16 protein-coding genes are annotated in these 18,484 nt (G+C 59.8%); 8 read left to right on the top strand and 8 right to left on the bottom strand.

The features are described from left to right. Positions 1–35 precede the first annotated feature (35 nt). From pcaH to pcaC, 6 genes are all read left to right on the top strand, one after another. The gene (gene pcaH / locus ACIOZM_RS16640) at positions 36–740 is read left to right on the top strand and encodes a protocatechuate 3,4-dioxygenase subunit beta (RefSeq protein WP_401215813.1); all 705 of its coding nucleotides are present in this window, start codon (positions 36–38) and stop codon (positions 738–740) included. 1 nt (position 741) lies between these two features. Next, positions 742–1,308, top strand: coding sequence for a protocatechuate 3,4-dioxygenase subunit alpha (pcaG, locus tag ACIOZM_RS16635; protein WP_401215812.1), 567 nt, complete (start codon positions 742–744; stop codon positions 1,306–1,308). Positions 1,309–1,500: 192 nt separating this feature from the next. Continuing rightward, entirely contained in the window at positions 1,501–2,796 is a 1,296-nt protein-coding gene (locus ACIOZM_RS16630; protein WP_401215811.1) for an MFS family transporter, read from the top strand. 46 nt (positions 2,797–2,842) lie between these two features. Further along, on the top strand, positions 2,843–4,207 hold the full coding sequence (locus ACIOZM_RS16625; RefSeq protein WP_401215810.1) for a 3-carboxy-cis,cis-muconate cycloisomerase: 1,365 nt from the start codon (positions 2,843–2,845) through the stop codon (positions 4,205–4,207). Between the two features lie 11 nt (positions 4,208–4,218). Beyond that, complete coding sequence (pcaD, locus tag ACIOZM_RS16620; RefSeq protein WP_401215808.1) at positions 4,219–5,010, top strand: 3-oxoadipate enol-lactonase; 792 nt, start codon at positions 4,219–4,221, stop codon at positions 5,008–5,010. A gap of 10 nt (positions 5,011–5,020) precedes the next feature. Next, positions 5,021–5,413, top strand: a complete 393-nt coding sequence (pcaC, locus tag ACIOZM_RS16615; RefSeq protein WP_003222417.1) for a 4-carboxymuconolactone decarboxylase — start codon at positions 5,021–5,023, stop codon at positions 5,411–5,413. A 112-nt stretch (positions 5,414–5,525) separates the two neighbouring features. Here pcaC and ACIOZM_RS16610 read toward each other — a convergent pair whose 3' ends face one another. The 5 genes from ACIOZM_RS16610 to emhA all read right to left on the bottom strand — a co-directional run bounded on the left by ACIOZM_RS16610 (position 5,526) and on the right by emhA (position 14,000). Beyond that, on the bottom strand, positions 5,526–6,329 hold the full coding sequence (locus ACIOZM_RS16610; RefSeq protein WP_401215806.1) for a methyltransferase domain-containing protein: 804 nt from the start codon (positions 6,327–6,329) through the stop codon (positions 5,526–5,528). Between the two features lie 283 nt (positions 6,330–6,612). Beyond that, a complete protein-coding gene (locus tag ACIOZM_RS16605; RefSeq protein ID WP_401215805.1) occupies positions 6,613–7,872 on the bottom strand; it encodes an OprD family porin in 1,260 nt (419 codons plus the stop codon). 357 nt (positions 7,873–8,229) lie between these two features. Continuing rightward, positions 8,230–9,690, bottom strand: coding sequence for an efflux RND transporter outer membrane subunit EmhC (gene emhC / locus ACIOZM_RS16600; protein WP_401215803.1), 1,461 nt, complete (start codon positions 9,688–9,690; stop codon positions 8,230–8,232). Next, a complete protein-coding gene (gene emhB / locus ACIOZM_RS16595) occupies positions 9,687–12,839 on the bottom strand; it encodes an efflux RND transporter permease subunit EmhB (RefSeq protein WP_401215801.1) in 3,153 nt (1,050 codons plus the stop codon). The genes emhC and emhB overlap by 4 nt, the downstream gene beginning before the upstream one ends. Before the next feature lie 3 nt (positions 12,840–12,842). After that, positions 12,843–14,000, bottom strand: a complete 1,158-nt coding sequence (emhA, locus tag ACIOZM_RS16590; protein WP_401215799.1) for an efflux RND transporter periplasmic adaptor subunit EmhA — start codon at positions 13,998–14,000, stop codon at positions 12,843–12,845. A gap of 267 nt (positions 14,001–14,267) precedes the next feature. On the opposite strand from emhA, the gene emhR reads away from it, so the two are divergent. Next, on the top strand, positions 14,268–14,900 hold the full coding sequence (emhR, locus tag ACIOZM_RS16585) for an efflux system transcriptional repressor EmhR (RefSeq protein WP_401215798.1): 633 nt from the start codon (positions 14,268–14,270) through the stop codon (positions 14,898–14,900). 207 nt (positions 14,901–15,107) lie between these two features. On the opposite strand, the gene ACIOZM_RS16580 is transcribed toward emhR, so the two are convergent. From ACIOZM_RS16580 to ACIOZM_RS16570, 3 genes are read right to left on the bottom strand one after another with little or no spacing between them, the layout of a single operon-like run. Next, entirely contained in the window at positions 15,108–16,157 is a 1,050-nt protein-coding gene (locus ACIOZM_RS16580) for an alkene reductase (protein ID WP_401215796.1), read from the bottom strand. A gap of 31 nt (positions 16,158–16,188) precedes the next feature. Further along, the gene (locus ACIOZM_RS16575) at positions 16,189–17,355 is read right to left on the bottom strand and encodes an MFS transporter (protein ID WP_401215794.1); all 1,167 of its coding nucleotides are present in this window, start codon (positions 17,353–17,355) and stop codon (positions 16,189–16,191) included. Positions 17,356–17,389: 34 nt separating this feature from the next. Next, the gene (locus ACIOZM_RS16570) at positions 17,390–17,692 is read right to left on the bottom strand and encodes an ArsR/SmtB family transcription factor (RefSeq protein WP_401215792.1); all 303 of its coding nucleotides are present in this window, start codon (positions 17,690–17,692) and stop codon (positions 17,390–17,392) included. A gap of 170 nt (positions 17,693–17,862) precedes the next feature. Here ACIOZM_RS16570 and ACIOZM_RS16565 point away from each other — a divergent pair, with 170 nt between their 5' ends. After that, positions 17,863–18,441 (top strand): ACP phosphodiesterase, encoded by a 579-nt coding sequence (locus ACIOZM_RS16565; RefSeq protein WP_401215790.1) that lies wholly within the window; start codon positions 17,863–17,865, stop codon positions 18,439–18,441. Positions 18,442–18,484 lie beyond the last annotated feature (43 nt).

Here is an 18,484-nt window from a genome sequence, read left to right as displayed (position 1 = left end):
GCAAGCCGTGACGAATAAGAACAGAGGAAAGCGAAATGACTGACAAGCCTGGTTACCGTCGCCCACAGGAAGGCACCCAGCCTGAGTATCTGCACCCGACGTATCAATCCACCAATCTGCGCTCGCCGTCCAAGCCGTTGGTGTTTCTGCCGCATTCGCTGTCGGAAATCACCGGGCCGACCATCGGCGCCGAGCGTATTGCCGAGAAAGACAACGACCTGACGGCGCAGCATGAGGGCGAACCGCAGGGCGAGCGCATCATCATTCACGGCCGCGTGCTGGACGAAAACGGTCTGCCGGTGCCGGGAATTCTGGTGGAGATCTGGCAGGCCAACGCCGCTGGCCGCTACAACCACAAACGCGACCTGCACGATGCGCCGCTCGATCCGAACTTCACCGGCACCGGCCGCACCGTGACCGACGCCGATGGTTGGTATCAATTCCAGACCATCAAGCCCGGCGCCTATCCGTGGGGCAACCACCACAATGCGTGGCGCCCGGCGCACATCCATTTTTCGCTGTTCGGGCCGAGCATCCTTACGCGGCTGGTGACGCAGATGTACTTTCCGGGCGATCCGCTGCTGGCCTACGACCCGATCTACAACTGCGTGCCGGACACGTCCGCCAAGGAACGCCTGATCGCCAGTTTCGATCTGGAAAAAACCATTCCGTCCTACGCCCTCGGTTATCGCTGGGACATCGTGCTGCGCGGCCGTGATGCCACGCCGATGGAGAAATAAGATGACGCTGACTGCGACCACGTCCCACACCGTCGGGCCGTATTACCACATTGGCCTGACCTGGCTGAACCGTGAAGACCTCACCGTCGAACACACCCTCGGCGAGCGCGTGGCGATCACCGGGCAAGTGCTGGATGGCAACGGCGATGTCGTCAACGACGCGATGCTTGAAGTCTGGCAGGCCAATGCGGCCGGCAAATACGATCATCCGGAAGACGAACAGGACAAACCGCTGGACCCGAACTTTGAAGGTTTCGGCCGAGTGCCGGTGGATGCCGAAGGGCGGTTTCGTTTCACCACGATCAAACCGGGCACGGTCGAAGGTTTGAAGGGTTCGACCCAGGCACCGCATCTGGTGGTGCTGGTGTTTGCACGGGGCTTGGTCAAACACTTGCTGACGCGGATCTACTTTGATGGCGACGCGGCGAATGTGAATGATCCGCTGCTTGAATGTGTGCCGGCTGAACGCCGCAGCACGTTGCTGGCGAAGCAGGATGCGTCGGGTGTTTATCAGTGGAACGTGATTCTGCAGGGCACCGATGCCGAGACGGTGTTTTTCGATTACTGAAGACCCCCCCAATCCCTGTAGGAGTGAGCCTGCTCGCGATGGCGGTGTGTCAGATTTAAATGGTCTGAATGACACACCGTCATCGCGAGCAGGCTCACTCCCACAAGGGAACTGTGTTGCAGATGGAACTGTGGAACGGGACTGTTGCGAAGTGTGTCTAGACTCTCACGGGTCCCCATCGAGTAAAAAACAATGACAACGACTACCGCTCATTACACCGGCGAAGAACGCAGCAAGCGGATCTTCGCCATTGTCGGCGCCTCGTCCGGCAACCTTGTCGAATGGTTCGACTTCTATGTCTACGCCTTTTGCGCGATCTATTTCGCTCCGGCGTTTTTCCCCTCCGATAACCCGACCGTGCAACTGGTCAACACGGCCGGCGTGTTCGCCGCCGGGTTCCTGATGCGGCCGATTGGTGGCTGGATCTTCGGTCGGATCGCCGACAAACACGGCCGCAAGAAATCCATGCTCATCTCGATTTTGATGATGTGTTTTGGTTCGTTGCTGATCGCCTGCCTGCCGACCTACAACAGTATTGGCGTCTGGGCACCGATCCTGTTGCTGTTCGCACGTCTGCTGCAAGGCCTGTCGGTCGGCGGCGAATACGGCGCTACTGCCACATACATGAGCGAAGTCGCCCTCAAGGGCCAGCGCGGATTTTTCGCCTCGTTTCAGTACGTGACCCTGATCGGCGGGCAACTGCTGGCGGTGTCGCTGGTGGTGGTCCTGCAGCAGTTCCTCACCGAAGACGATCTGCGCGCCTACGGCTGGCGGATTCCATTTGTGGTGGGTGCAATTGCCGCGGTGATTTCGCTGTTCCTGCGTCGTTCGCTGAAAGAAACCACCAACAAGGAAACCCGCGAACACAAAGATGCCGGCAGTATTCGTGCACTGTTCCGCGATCACAAAGCCGCGTTCATCACTGTGCTCGGTTACACCGCTGGCGGTTCGCTGATTTTCTACACCTTCACCACTTACATGCAGAAGTACCTGGTGAACACCGCAGGCATGCACGCCAAGACCGCCAGCTACATCATGACCGGCGCGCTGTTCCTTTATATGTGCATGCAGCCGTTGTTCGGCATGTTGGCGGACAAGATCGGCCGACGTAACTCGATGCTCTGGTTCGGCGCGCTCGGCACGCTGTTCACTGTGCCGATTCTGCTCAGCCTGAAAAGCGTCAGCAGTCCGTTCCTCGCATTTGTGTTGATCACCGTGGCGCTGGCGATTGTCAGTTTCTACACCTCGATCAGCGGTCTGGTGAAAGCCGAGATGTTCCCGCCGGAAGTCCGCGCCCTCGGCGTGGGTCTGGCCTACGCGGTGGCCAACGCAATCTTCGGTGGTTCGGCCGAGTTCGTGGCGCTGAGCCTGAAGAACATCGGCATGGAAAACTCCTTCTACTGGTACGTCACGGCGATGATGGCGATAGCGTTCCTGTTCAGCCTGCGCTTGCCGAAACAAGCGGCGTATTTGCACCACGATCTCTAAACCGATGCGCGCGGGCCAACTCGGCCCGCGCCGGCAAGGACTGTTTATGACTCAGCGACCGGGCAATCAATTGTTCGATGCCTACTTCACTGCCCGCGATATGCGCGAGGTGTTCTGCGATCAGGGCCGGGTGCAGGCGATGCTCGATTTCGAGTCGGCGCTGGCACGGGCCGAAGCGCGGGTCGGATTGATTCCGGCGAGCGCAGTCGCACCGATTGCGGCAGCGTGCAATGCCGGTCTGTACGACTTCGCGGCGCTGGGCGAAGCGATTGCCACGGCCGGTAATTCGGCGATTCCGCTGGTCAAGGCGTTGGGCAAGCAGATTGCCGCGACGGATGCCGAGGCCGAGCGTTATGTGCACTTGGGCGCTACCAGTCAGGACGTGATGGATTCCGGGCTGGTGCTGCAATTGCGGCAGGCGTTGGCGCTGATCGAAAACGATCTGGCACAACTGGCCGATTCACTTGCTGTTCAGGCCCAGCGACATGCGGCGACACCACTGGCCGGGCGCACCTGGTTACAACATGCAACGCCGGTAACGCTGGGCATGAAGATCGCCGGATGGCTCGGCGCCGTGACCCGCAGTCGCCAGCGTCTGCGTGAGTTGAAACCGCGTTTGCTGGTGCTGCAATTCGGCGGTGCTTCCGGCACGTTGGCGGCGTTGGGCGAGCAAGCGTTGCCGATTGCCAAAGCGTTGGCCGAAGAACTGCAACTGAGCCTGCCGGAACAACCGTGGCACACCCAGCGTGATCGCATCGTCGAGTTTGGCGCGGTGCTCGGCCTGATCGCCGGCAGCCTCGGCAAGTTCGGGCGTGACATCAGCCTGTTGATGCAGACCGAAGCGGCCGAGGTGTTCGAACCTTCGGCACCGGGCAAGGGCGGTTCTTCGACCATGCCGCACAAACGTAATCCGGTCGGCGCAGCGGTGTTGATCGGCGCGGCGACTCGCGTGCCGGGGCTGGTCTCGACGCTGTTCAGCGCGATGCCGCAAGAGCACGAACGCAGTCTCGGTTTGTGGCATGCCGAATGGGAAACCCTGCCGGAAATCTGCTGCCTGGTTTCGGGCTCACTGCAACAGGCGCGATTGCTGGCCGAGGGGCTGGAAGTCGATGCCGCACGCATGGCACGCAATCTCGAACTGACTAAAGGGCTGGTGCTGGCTGAAGCGGTGAGCATCGTCCTCGCGCAACGGGTCGGTCGCGACAAGGCGCATCATTTGCTCGAACAATGCTGCAAACGCGCGGTGGCCGAACAACGGCATCTGCGCGCCGTGCTCGGTGACGAGCCGCAAGTGACCGCCGAACTCAGCGGCGCTGAACTGGATCATCTGCTCAATCCCGCGCATTACCTCGGTCAGGCCAACGTCTGGGTCGAGCGTGCAGTGGCTGAGCACAACGCATTGACTGTCTGAAGGAGAGGGCTGTGGCTTTCGTTCAACTCGCCGATGGCGAACTGCATTACCAGATTGAGGGGCCGGTCGATGCGCCCGTGTTGGTGCTGTCCAACTCGCTGGGCACCGACCTGCACATGTGGGACGCGCAGATGCCGGCATTTACCGAGCATTTCCGCGTGCTGCGTTTCGATACTCGCGGTCATGGTCAGTCGCTGGTGACGCCGGGGCCTTACAGCATCGAGCAACTGGGGCGTGATGTGCTGGCGCTGCTGGATGCGTTGCATATCGAGCGTGCGCATTTCTGCGGTCTGTCGATGGGCGGCTTGATCGGCCAGTGGCTGGGGATCAATGCCGGTGAGCGTTTGCACAAACTGATCGTGTGCAATACCGCCGCGAAAATCGCTGATCCATCGGTATGGAATCCACGGATCGAAACCGTGCTGCGCGACGGTCCGGCAGCGATGGTCGCGTTGCGCGATGCCTCGATTGCCCGCTGGTTTACCCCGGACTTCGCGGCGGCCAATCCGGCAGCAGCCAAGCAGATTACCGACATGCTCGCGGCCACTTCGCCCGAAGGTTATGCAGCCAATTGCGCAGCGGTGCGCGATGCCGATTTTCGCGAGCAGTTGGCATTTATCAACCTGCCGTTGCTGGTGATCGCCGGTTCTGAAGATGCAGTGACGCCGCCGTCTGGCGGGCAGTTCATTCAGGCGCATGTGCATGGCGCCGAGTACGCCGAGTTCTATGCCGCGCACCTTTCCAACGTGCAGGCCGGGGCTGATTTCAGCGACCGTGTGTTGACGTTCCTGCGGGCTAATTGAGGAAGAATTTGTGGACGAGAAACAACGTTACGACGAAGGCCTGCAAGTGCGCCGCGCGGTGTTGGGTGATGCTCACGTCGATCGCAGTCTGAATGCGCTGACCGAGTTCAATTCGGAATTCCAGGAGATGATCACCCGTCATGCCTGGGGCGATATCTGGACCCGCCCGGGGCTGCCTCGGCATACCCGCAGCCTGATCACCATCGCCATGCTGATCGGGATGAACCGTGAGGCTGAGCTGAAACTGCATTTACGCGCGGCGGCCAATAACGGTGTGAGCCGTGGCGAGATCAAGGAAGTGATCATGCAGAGTGCGATCTATTGCGGGATACCGGCGGCGAATGCGACGTTTCATCTGGCGGAATCGGTTTGGGATGAACTGGGTGTCGAATCCCGGGAATGATGGTGTCTGAGCGGACGCCATCGCTGGCAAGCCAGCTCCCACAGTGTTCTGCGGTGTACACAAAACCTGTGGGAGCTGGCTTGCCAGCGATAGCGGTAGTCGCCGTAATGCATCACACCTTGGCGACAATGAATATCCGCTTGAACGGAAACAACGTATGCCCGTTTCCCTCCTGCGGATAATGCGCATGCACCCGCATCAGGTAGTGATAAATGAACCGCGCCTGTTCCGCACTATCAAGCGACTGCATCACCGGTCGTAGCGCCGAAACCTTCACCCAGTCATACACCGGCGACTTGCCGTCGATCACCTGCAGTTGTTCGGTTTCCCAGATGTCCAGCGACTCGGTCAGCGGCGCGAGCAGGCGGTAATAATCTTCCAGCGACAACAACGGTCGTGCCGCCATTCGCTGGCGCAGCTGCGCCGTACCCAAAGGTCTGCCGCCGACCCCGTCCTCGTTAAGCGTGTCGAGCATTAATCGATACCACGGCGCATCACGCCAGTCCGGCATGTGCGCGGCCAGACAGCCACCGGGATTCAGGTGGCCGAGCAGGCTCGGCAGCAATTTTTTGTGACCGTCGATGAAATGCAGCACAGCTGCGGCAAGCAACAGGTCGGCCGGTTGCTCGGGCTTCCAGTCGAGCAGGTCACATTGCGTCCATGACGCCTTGATCGGCAGACAGCGCGCTTCATCGAGCATTTGCGCCGAGCTGTCGATGCCGCGCAATTGCGCACGCGGCCAGCGCTTGGCCAACAGTTGCGTGGCAATGCCGGTGCCGCAGCCAAGGTCATAAATGCGTTTGGGGTTAGCCAGTTCGACACGATCGAGCAGTTCGTTGACCGGTTGTTGCCTGAGGCGGGAAAACTGCTGGTACGCCTTGGCGTCCCATTGGGTGTTGGGGAGCTGGGTGATCATGAGGTGGTCCTCCGGTGATCAACTGTGTCTTCCGATGACAGCCTGGCTCAAGTCCTGGGGGGACCAACATCAACAGATAGCGGAAGCGGGTAGGGTGTGGCGCCTGAGTCCTTCAGGTTTTCTCACTCTACTCAACGGCCAGCAAAGCGCCAGCGATCCTGACGGATGGCGTAGATCCCTTGTAGGAGTGAGCCTGCTCGCGATAGCGGTGGTTCAGCCACCATTGATGCTGACAGAACCACCGCTATCGCGAGCAGGCTCACTCCTACAGGGGAGATGGTGGTTACAAGAGGCTGATCGGGTAGCTGACGATCAGACGGTTTTCGTCGAATTCGTTGTTGCTGAAATCCCGACGCATGGTCGAGTTGCGCCATCTGAAGTTGAGGTCGCGCAAAGTGCCGCTCTGCACGGTGTAGCCCAGTTCCGATTCGCGGCCCCATTCCTTGCCGTCGGTGATGGTGCCGGTGTGTACGTTGTCGCCGCTGATATAGCGGTTCATCAGGGTCAGGCCGGGGATGCCGAGGGCGGCGAAGTTGTAGTCGTAGCGCACTTGCCAGGAACGTTCCTGAGCGTTGTCGTAACTGGCGTTGTAGCTGTCGTTGGCCAGCGTTCCGCCGCTGGTGCCATTGACCCGCATCCACGCGCTGTCGCCCGTCAGCTTCTGCAAGCCGACGTAGAAGGTGTTGCCGCCATATTTTGCCGAGAACAGGCCCGACCAGGTCTTGTTGTCCAGTTCGCCGGCACGGGCGCTGCCGTCATCCTTGCCGTAGAAAAAGCCGAGGTTGGCGCCGAGGGTCCAGTCGCCAAGAGGCTGGCTGTGGATCAGATTGACGTATTGCTGGCTGTAGATGTCCTTGAGTTCGGCGTTCCACAGACCGATCTGCGTGCGCTTGTCGTTGAACGCGTATTCGCCGCCCTGAAAGTTGAAACGGTCAGAGGTGAACGCGGCTTTGCCGAACATCGACATGTCGCTCATGCTGCTATCGTCACGCGGACTGTTGGCGCGGAACTGGCCACCGTAGAGGGTCAGGCCGTCGATTTCCTTTGACGTGATCTGGCCGCCACGGAAAGTTTGCGGCAGCGAGCGGCCGTCATCCGAACGCAGGATCGGCAGCACAGGCATCCACTCACCGACCTTGATTTCAGTCTGCGACAGCTTGGCCTTGAACGCGATGTTAGTTCGGCCAAAGTTGTCCGCCGGGCGCCCGTCGTGATCCAGCGGCAGCAGTTGCGTACCTCCGGTGCCTTTGCCGCCATCGAGCTTCACCGAATACAGGCCCAGCACGTCCATGCCGAAACCAACGGTGCCTTGGGTGAAACCGGATTTGACGTCGAGGATGAAGCTTTGTGTCCACTCTTCTGCCTTGCCCTGCGCTTTGCTCGGGTTGGTGAAGTTGCGATTGATGTAGAAGTTGCGCAGGTTAAGGTTGGCCTTGGCACCTTCAAAAAAGCCTGCTTCTTCGGCCGCGACGGGCAGGGCGACGCCGGCCAGTGCCAGGGCGATCAGACCGGGAAGTGCGTAAGGCGCAGTGGAGGTTGTCATGGGCTCGGGTCTCTCTTGTTTTTTTAAGGCGAACGGGTGCGCTGCCGCCGTTTTCGGGGCGCAGACATCTAAAAATGTTCAGGGGGGAAACGGCGGCAATCAGCCGGACGGGGCAGGGCGCGGGAGCATGATGTCGAACCTGTTGTTATTGGTTTTGTGGGACGAATGGTGCGGGGCGTAGATGTATGGATTCAATCGGTGAAAGCGGGTTTTGGGCGATTATCGAACGCAAGATGCAGTAGGTTTTTGTGTTGAATGACAGGGCCTCATCGCTGGCAGGCCAGTCCAGACAACACAACTTTCCCAAGGACAACAAAAAGCCCGCCAATTGGCGGGCTCCTTGTCATCACCGGATGATCAGAAAAACTTCATCTTCGGCGCTTCTTCTTTCAGCGGTTCGTTCTGCGCAGTCTGTGCGTTCCAGCCGCCACCCAGTGCCTTGTACAGGTTGACCGCACTGGCCAACTGCGCGAGGCGGTCGGTGATCAGCACCTGTTGGGCGCTGAACAACTGACGCTGGGCGTCGAGGAAGGTCAGGTTGCTGTCGACCCCGATGCGGTAACGACGCTCAGCCAGACGGTAGTAGTCCTGGTTGGCCGCGACGAAATCACGTTGCGCCTTCAACTGCTCGGTGTAGGTCTGGCGGGCAGCCAGGCCATCGGCGACTTCCTGGAAGCCGGTTTGAATGGCTTTCTCGTAGTTCGCCACACCGATGTCCTTCTGGATTTCGGCGGCGTCGAGGCTGGCGCGCAGGCTGCCGGCGTTGAAGATCGGCAGGTTGATCTGCGGCGAGAACAACCAGGTCCCCGAACCACCCTTGAACAGCCCGGACAGATCCGGGCTCAGCGAACCGGCGTTGGCCGTCAGGCTGATGCTCGGGAAGAACGCTGCACGTGCCGCGCCGATGTTGGCGTTGGCTGCTTTCAGGTTGTACTCGGCTTGCAGGATGTCCGGACGACGTTGTAGCAGGTCCGATGGCAGACCGGCCGGAACGTCACTGAGCAGATCATCCGACAGCGGTTTGGCCGCTTGCAGATTGGCCGGGATACCGGTGCCGAGCAGCAGGGTCAGGCCGTTTTCATCCTGAGCCACCTGACGGGTGTACTTGGCCAGTTGCGCCCGGGCGTTTTCCACCGAGGTACGTGACTGCGCCAGATCCAGGGCCGAAGCCACACCGACTTCGTTGCTGCGGGAAGTCAGCTTGTAGCTTTCTTCGAAGGCACCGAGGGTGTCCTGAGTCAGCTTCAGCAGTTCCTTGTCCGCCTGCCAGGTCAGATAGGCGTTGGCCACGTTGGCCACCAGGCTGATCTGGGTGCTGCGACGCGCTTCTTCAGTGGCGAAGTATTGTTGCAGCGCTTGTTCGCTCAGGCTGCGAACCCGACCGAACAGGTCGAGTTCGTAGGCGCTGATGCCGACGGTCGCGGAGTAGGAGCTGGTGATCGTTGAATCACCGGTCTGCGAAGCTCGTGCCGGCACCCGCTGGCGGCTGCCAGTGGCGTTCGCCGAAACGGCCGGGAACAGATCGGCACGCTGGATGCGGTATTGAGCCGCGTAGGCGTCGATGTTCAGCGCCGCGACACGCAGGTCGCGGTTGTTTTCCAGAGACACCTGGATCAGCTGTTGCAGGGCCGGATCATGGAAAAACTGCTTCCAGCCTTGTTCGGCAGCGGCTTGCGCCGGTGCCTGGGCCGGCGAGTACGCCGGGCCCTGCGGGTATTGGCCCGCGACCGGTGCTTCTGGCTGCTGATAGTCAGGTATCAGCGAGCAACCGCTCAGCACGAAGGCCGCGACTGCGATGGAGAGTAGCGACTTGCTCATTGGCCAGCCTCTTTAGGAGTTTCTTTAGCGTCGTCTTCCTGGTCGGTATTTTTGCGCTGACCGATGGACGAAACCGTGACGAAGAACAGTGGGACCCAGAAGATCGCCAGGATCGTGGCCGTGAGCATACCGCCAATCACGCCAGTACCGATCGCATGTTGACTGCCTGAACCGGCGCCGGTGGAGATCGCCAACGGTACAACACCGAGGACGAAGGCCAGCGAGGTCATGATGATCGGTCGCAGACGCATGCGGCAGGCTTCAATTGCGGCATCGCGCAGGCTGCGTCCTTGTTCATGCAGTTCCTTGGCGAATTCGACGATCAGAATGGCGTTTTTAGCCGCCAGACCGATAGTCGTCAACAGGCCCACCTGGAAGTACACGTCGTTGGACAGACCGCGCAGGCTGGTGGCCAGCAGCGCACCGATGATCCCCAGCGGTACCACGAGCATGACCGCGATCGGAATCGACCAGCTTTCATACAACGCCGCCAGACACAGGAACACCATCAGCAGCGACAGGGCGTACAGCGCTGGCGCTTGCGAGCCGGACAGACGTTCCTCGTAGGACAGACCGGTCCAGGAGATACCGACACCGGCCGGCAGCTTCTTGGCAATCGCTTCGACTTCGGCCATCGCATCACCGGTGGAGTAACCCGGCGCCGGAGAGCCAAGGATTTCCATCGCTTCAACGCCGTTGTAACGGGCCAGTTTCGGCGAACCGTAGATCCACTCGCCCTTGGCGAACGCGGAGAACGGCACCATGGTCCCGGTGCTGTTGCGCACGTACCACTTCTTCATGTCTTCAGGGCTCATGCGAGCACCGGCCTGACCTTGCACGTAAACCTTCTTCACCCGACCACGGTCGATGAAGTCGTTGACGTAGCTACTACCGAAGGAGATCGACAGCGTGCTGTTGATGTCGGAAATGCTTACGCCGAGGGCGCGGGCTTTCGCATCGTCGATTTCCAGGTGGTATTGCGGCTCGTCGTTCAGACCGTTCGGACGTACCTGGTAGAGCACCTTGCTCTGCGCAGCCATGCCGAGGAACTGGTTACGGGCTTCCATCAACTTGTCGTGACCGATACCGGCGCGGTCTTGCAGGAACACGTCGAAACCGGTGGCGTTACCCAATTCCAGTACCGCTGGCGGAGCAAAGGCAAACACCATTGCATCGCGGAAGGTGAAGAAGTGTTGCTGGGCACGCTGAGCGAGGGCAAACACGCTATTGCTGGCGTCACGCTCGCCCCACGGTTTGAGCATGATGAATGCCAGACCGGAGCTCTGACCACGACCGGCGAAGTTGAAGCCGTTCACGGTGAACACCGACGCTACCGCACCGGATTCTTTCTCCAGCAGGTAGGAACGCATTTCGTCGATCACGACTTGAGTACGTTCGGCACTGGAACCGGCAGGTGTCTGTACCTGAGCGAACAGTACGCCCTGGTCTTCTTCCGGCAGGAACGCGGTCGGAATGCGGGTGAACAGCCAGATCATGCCAACCACGATCAACAGGTACGCCAACAGATACGGCGCCTTGCGCTGCAACATGTTGCCGACACCACGCTCGTAGCTGCGAACGCCACGGTCGAAGTTGCGGTTGAACCAGCCGAAGAAACCTTTTTTCGGTGTGCCGTGCTCGCCTTTCGGAATCGCCTTGAGCATGGTGGCGCACAGTGCCGGGGTGAAGATCAGCGCGACCATTACCGACAGGGCCATGGCCGAAACGATGGTGATCGAGAACTGCTTGTAGATCACACCGGTAGAGCCGCTGAAGAACGCCATCGGCAGCAGTACCGCCGACAGAACCAGCGCGATACCGACCAGAGCGCCCTGGATCTGGCCCATGGACTTTTTGGTCGCTTCCTTCGGTGACAAGCCTTCTTCGCTCATCACCCGCTCGACGTTTTCCACCACAACGATGGCGTCGTCCACCAGCAAGCCGATGGCCAGCACCATACCGAACATGGTCAGGGTGTTGATGCTGAAACCGAACGCCGCGAGGATGCCGAACGTACCGAGCAACACCACCGGCACAGTCATCGTGGTGATGACGGTGGCGCGGAAGTTTTGCAGGAACAGGAACATCACCAGGAACACCAGCACGATCGCTTCGACCAGGGTTTCAACCACACCCTTGATCGATTCGGTCACCACTGGCGTGGTGTCGTACGGGAACACCACTTCCATGCCTTCCGGGAAGAACGGTTTGAGCTCGTCAATCGTCTTGCGCAAGGCTTTGGCGGTGTCGAGGGCGTTGGCGCCGTTGGCCAGTTTCACTGCCAGACCGGAAGACGGTTTGCCGTTGAACTGGGCCGAAATAGTGGAGTTTTCACCACCCAGACCGACATCGGCAACATCACCGACACGCACTTGCGAACCGTCCTGGTTGACCTTCAGCAGGATCGCCTTGAACTGCTCGGCAGTCTGCAGACGGGTCTTGCCGATGATCGTGGCGTTCAGTTGCTGGCCAGGCAGCGCCGGCAAGCCACCGAGTTGACCGGAAGACACCTGAACGTTCTGCGCCGAGATCGCGGTGCTGACGTCGGCCGGGGTCAGGTTGTACTTGTTCAACTTGGCCGGGTCGAGCCAGATACGCATCGCATACTGGGCACCGAAGACCTGGAAGTCACCGACACCGGCGGTCCGCGAGATCGGGTCCTGCATGTTCGACACGATGTAGTTGGACAGGTCGTCCTTGGTCATGCTGCCGTCACGCGATACCACGCCGATCACCAACAGGAAGTTTTTCACTGCCTTGGTGACACGGATACCTTGTTGCTGCACTTCCTGCGGCAACAGCGGGGTGGCCAGGTTCAGCTTGTTCTGAACCTGAACCTGCGCGGTGTCGGAGTTGGTGCCTTGCTCGAAGGTCGCGGTGATGGTCATGCTGCCGTCGGAGTTACTTTCCGAGGACACATAACGCAGGTTGTCGATACCGTTGAGCTGTTGCTCGATCACCTGAACCACGGTGTCCTGCACGGTTTGCGCCGAAGCGCCCGGGTAGGTCACGGAGATCGCAATGGCCGGTGGCGCAATGCTCGGGTACTGGTTGATCGGCAATTTCAGGATCGAGAGTGCCCCGACCAGCATGATCACCAGGGCAATTACCCAGGCGAAAATCGGACGGTCGATGAAGAATTTTGACATGGGTTACTCCCCTTTGCCGCCGGCGGCTTTATCAGCTGCCTGAGCGGGGGCCGGGTTCTTTGTCGCTACGTTGGTGGCTTCGGTCGGGTTCACCTGGACGCCCGGACGAACGTATTGCAGACCTTCGGTGATCAGACGATCGCCGGCTTTCAGGCCGTCTTCGATCAACCACTGGCTGCCGACAGTGCGGCTGGCCTTGAGCTGACGCAACTCGACCTTGTTGTCTGCGCCGACGACCAGAGCGGTCGGGGTGCCTTTTAGGTCGCGGGTCACGCCTTGCTGCGGTGCCAGAATGGCGGCGGCGTTGACACCGGCCTGTAACTGGGCGCGGACGAACATGCCTGGCAGCAGGGTGTGATCCGGGTTCGGGAACACTGCACGCAGGGTTACGGAACCGGTGGTCGGATCAACCGTCACTTCGGAGAATTCCAGCTTACCGTCGAGTTTGTACTGGCTGCCGTCTTCAAGGGTCAGCTTGACCGCTGCCGAGTTGTCGCCAGCCTTTTGCAGACGACCGCTTTCCAGCTCGCGGCGCAGCTCCAGCAGTTCGACCGAGGACTGCGTAACGTCAACGTAGATCGGGTCGAGTTGCTGGATCACTGCCATGGCGTCGGTCTGGCCATTGCTGACCAGCGCGCCTTCGGTAACCGAAGAGCGACCGATACGTCCGGAGATCGGCGCGTAAACCTTGGTGTAACGCACGTTGATCTGCGCAGTCTGCAACGAGGCTTCGGATTCCATACGGTTGGATACGGCAGTGTCGTATTCCTGACGGCTCACGGCCTGCTCATCGACCAGTTGCTTGTAGCGGTCGGAGATCGATTTGGTCGAACGCAGGTTGGCTTCGGCGCTTTTCAGGGTCGCTTCATAGACCGACGGATCGATCTGATACAGCTGCTGGCCGGCTTTGACGTCGCCGCCTTCCTTGAACAGACGCTTGAGAATGATGCCGTTGACCTGTGGTCGAACTTCGGCAATGCGGAACGCACTGGTGCGCCCCGGCAGTTCCGAGGTCAGGGTAAAGGCTTGTGGTTGCAGGGTGACAACGCCGACCTGAGGGGGCGGAGGGGCCGGTGCCGCTTCTTCCTTTTTGCATCCGCTGAGCAGCGATGCCAAGGCGACGGCAGTGACCAGAGCGGTAACAGCTGGCTTGAATTGCATGAAAATCCTCGGGTCAGGCGCGCACATTGCGCACAAGAAGTGTGGAAGGGTAAAAAAATCGGGCCGGGTGGATAAGTAGCTTGCTAAGGAATATACTTACGTTCATGGTTGTTTGTAAACACCTTGGCGTCGTACCCACCCTGTTACAAAAGTCGTCGCAAGGTTTGAAATTGTAGGCCGGGGAGTCGATTCGCGAGAGATCACCCCCATATTTATTCAGCGGATATTCAGCCATCCCTGAAACATCCTGTTTGAGGTTTTACTGCCATGGTCCGTCGCACCAAAGAGGAAGCTCAGGAAACCCGAAGCCAGATTCTGGAAGCTGCCGAGAAAGCCTTTTATGAAAGGGGTGTGGCCCGAACGACCCTGGCGGATATCGCGACCCTCGCCGGCGTTACGCGCGGTGCCATTTACTGGCACTTCAGCAACAAGGCCGATCTGGTGCAGGCCATGCTTGATTCGCTGCATGAGCCGCTGGATGAATTGGCCAAGGCCAGTGAAAGCGAGGACGAACTCGACCCGTTGGGCTGCATGCGCAAATTGCTGATTCATTTGTTTCATCAAGTTGCGCTGGACCCGAAGACCCGCCGCATCAACGAAATTCTGTTTCATAAGTGCGAGTTCACCGATGAAATGTGCGATTTGCGCCAGCAGCGCCGGGCGGCCAGTCTCGATTGCAATCTGCGTATCGGGCTGACCCTGCGTAATGCGGTGAATCGCGGCCAGTTGCCGGAAGATCTCGACACTGCCCGTGCGGCCATCAGCATTCATGCCTATATCGATGGCCTCCTGTATGGCTGGCTTCTGGCGCCGGACAGCTTTGAGCTACATGCCGAGGCCGAGCGTTGGGTCGATACAGGACTGGACATGCTGCGCTGGAGCCCCAGCCTGCGCAAATGAAACAAAATTCGCAGTCGGCACAGCTTATGTCAATTGGCCTGCCTTTATATAGGTTTGCGGCGCGCAGTTTATACATAGCGAGCTACGTATTTTGTAGGGATTTTGTGTCTTCCGTGTGAACGAATGTTAGCTACGCGACCATTGCAGACCCAATAAAAAGCCCCCGACTCTCACAAGTCGGGGGCTTTTGCGTTTCTGCGCTGTGGCTTACAGCGTCGGGTAGTCGATGTAGCCGACCGGACCTTTACCGTAGAACAACTCTGGACGAGCGTCGTTGAGCGGCGCATCAGCCTTCAAACGTGCCGGCAGATCCGGGTTGGCAATGAACGGCACGCCGAACGCGACAGCGTCAGCCTTGCCGCTGGCCAGCCACGCATTGGCGCTGTCCTTGGTGAAGCGTTCGTTGGCGATGTACGGGCCGCCGAAGGCTTCTTTCAGTTGTGGGCCGAGGCTGTCGGCGCCTTCTTTTTCACGGGAGCAGATGAAGGCGATGCTGCGTTTGCCCAGTTCACGTGCGACGTAGGTGAAAGTCTCGGCGAGGTTGTCGTCACCCATGTCATGCGAGTCGGCGCGAGGTGCCAGGTGCACACCGACGCGGCCGGCGCCCCAGACTTCGATGGCGGCATCGGTTACTTCGAGCAGCAGGCGCGCACGGTTTTCCAGCGAGCCACCGTAGTTGTCGGTGCGCTGGTTGGTGCTGCTTTGCAGGAACTGGTCGAGCAGGTAACCGTTGGCACCGTGGATTTCCACGCCGTCGAAACCGGCAGCCTTGGCGTTCTCGGCACCGGTGCGGTAAGCGTCGACGATGTCAGCGATTTCAGCGGTTTCCAGTGCGCGCGGCGTCGGGAAGTCGGCCAAAGGGCGAACCAGGCTGACGTGACCTTTCGGCTGCAGAGCGCTTGGTGCGACCGGGGTTTCGCCATTCAGGTACGACTCGTGGGAAATACGACCGACGTGCCACAGTTGCAGAACGATCTTGCCGCCAGCAGCGTGGACTGCCTTGGTCACGTTGCTCCAGCCACGAACCTGATCGTTGGACCAGATGCCCGGGGTGTCCGGGTAACCAACGCCCATCGGCGTTACCGAAGTGGCTTCGCTGAGGATCAGGCCAGCGGACGCGCGCTGTACGTAATATTCGGCCATCAGTGCGTTCGGCACGCGACCTTCGTCGGCGCGGCAGCGGGTCAGCGGCGCCATGATGATGCGGTTGGACAGCTCAAGGTCGCCCAGTTTGATCGGATCGAAAATTGTTGCCATGAGATACAACCCTCGTGAGGTAATTAATGAATCAACGGGTAGCAGTGGCCAGTTCGGCATTGCCGCTCTGACGGAAAGTGATCAGCGTGACCAGCAGGGCGAGCACCGCCAGTACAGCGGCCGCGAGTGGCACGCTGGTCAGGCCGAAGCCGTTGGCGATGACACTGCCGCCGACCCAGGCACCGAGGGCGTTGCCGACGTTGAACGCGCCGATGTTCAGGGTCGAAACCAGGTTCGGCGCCGCTTTGCCGAAGGTCACCACGTTGATTTGCAGTGCCGGTACGGCAGCGAACGACGCGGTGGCCCAGAGGAACAGGGTGATTTCAGTCGGGATCAGCGCGACGCTGGTCCAGCTCAACACGGTGGAAATCACCGCCATGGACACGAACACGCCGATCAGCGTGGCGCCGAGGCGTTTGTCCGCCAGTTTGCCGCCGATGATGTTGCCGACGGTCAGGCCCAGGCCGATCAACAGCAGGGTCCAGGTCACGCCTTTTGGCGAAACCCCGGTGACGTCGCCAAGCAGTGGCGCAACATAAGTGAAGAGCGTGAACATCGACGCGGCGAACAGCGCCGTCATGCTCAGCGACAACCAGATACCGGCGCCCTTGAGGGCGGCCAGTTCGGCGCGCATGTCGAGTTTTTCTTCGTCACGTTTGGCTGGCAGAAAGCGGATCAGACCGATCAGCGCAATCACCCCGATCACCGTCACGGCCCAGAAAGTCGAACGCCAGCCGGCTTCCTGACCCAGCGCCGTACCCAGCGGCACGCCGAGGACGTTGGCCAAAGTCAGACCGGTGAACATCAGTGCGACAGCCGAAGCGCGCTTGTTCGGCGCCACCAGACCTGCCGCAACCACCGAGCCGATACCGAAGAACGCACCGTGGCACAGCGCGGTCACGACACGGGCAAACATCAGCACGTTGTAGTCACTGGCAATCGCGCAGAGCAGGTTGCCGACAATAAAGATGCCCATCAACGCCACCAGTGCAGCCTTGCGCGGCAACCTGGCGGTGGCCAGTGCCATGAACGGCGCACCGATGGCCACGCCCAGCGCGTAACCGGTCACCAGCCAGCCGGCGCCGGGGATCGACACACCGAGATCGGCCGCCACATCGGGCAGCAGGCCCATGATGACGAACTCGGTGGTACCGATGGCGAAGGCGCTGAGGGCCAGAATGAGTAGCGAGAGGGGCATCGTTGATTCCTTGTGGGCTGGCTGACGTTAAGGGTCAGAGCTCTTTACTGAGGGTGCTGAGGAACGCTTGAATCACGTCCTCGTTACGTTTGAAAAAGTGCCATTGACCGGCCTTCTGGCTGCTGATCAGTCCCGCCCGTTGCAGGGTCGCCAAGTGTGCGGAAACGGTCGATTGCGACAGGCCGCAGCGCTGATCGATCTGTCCGGCACAGATGCCGTATTCGTGGTTGTGCAATTGTTCCGGGAACTGGGCTTTCGGGTCTTTCAGCCAGTTGAGGATGTCTCGCCGTACTGGGTGCGCCAGGGCTTTTATTATTTCGTCGAGGTCGAGGTTCATGGCAGGGGGCTCGGGTGTGTAAAACGCTATATCGCGATGAGGCGAACTTTAAATCGGTATTTCGCGATATACCAATATGATTTTGATCTGATGACCGTGTAAATCGGTATATCGGGTTATAACGATATGTGGAGTGCAACGATGAAGGCGCGCAGTGCTAAGCTGCGCCCATGAACTATCTCGCACATTTGCACCTCGGTGGCCAGCGCCCCGGTCAATTACTCGGAAGCCTGTATGGCGATTTCGTCAAAGGGCGGTTGCAAGGTCAGTTTGCGCCCGAGATCGAGGCGGCGATTCAACTGCACCGACGCATCGACGTGTTCACTGACCGTCATCCGCTGGTGCACGTCGCGCTCGGGCGGTTTACCGATACACGCCGGCGTTATGCCGGGATCGTTCTCGACGTGTTTTTTGATCATTGTCTGGCGCGGGACTGGCGGCTGTATGCCGAGGGGCCGCTGGAACAGTTCACCTCGGATGTGTATCGGGTGCTGTCCAGCGAGCGCGAGTTGCCCGAGCGTCTGGCGAAAATCGCCCCGCACATGGTCGCCAATGACTGGCTGGGCTCGTATCAGGAATTTGAGGTGCTGGACCAGGTGCTGCGCGGGATCTCCCGGCGCCTGAGCCGGCCTGAAGAACTGGCGGGGGCGATGCAGGAATTGCGGCGGTTGTATGAACCGCTCAGTGATGACTTTCGGCTGTTCTATCCGCAACTTCAGGATTTCGCCCAGTCCCCACCAACACTGTGAATCCCTGTGGGAGCTGGCTTGCCAGCGATGGCGTCAGCACATT

Origin of the sequence: Pseudomonas sp. NPDC087346 (assembly GCF_044744235.1) — a bacterium.
Classification (GTDB): domain Bacteria; phylum Pseudomonadota; class Gammaproteobacteria; order Pseudomonadales; family Pseudomonadaceae; genus Aquipseudomonas.
The sequence above is the reverse complement of the archived record's forward strand: the minus strand, read 5'-3'. Positions and strand labels throughout refer to the sequence as shown.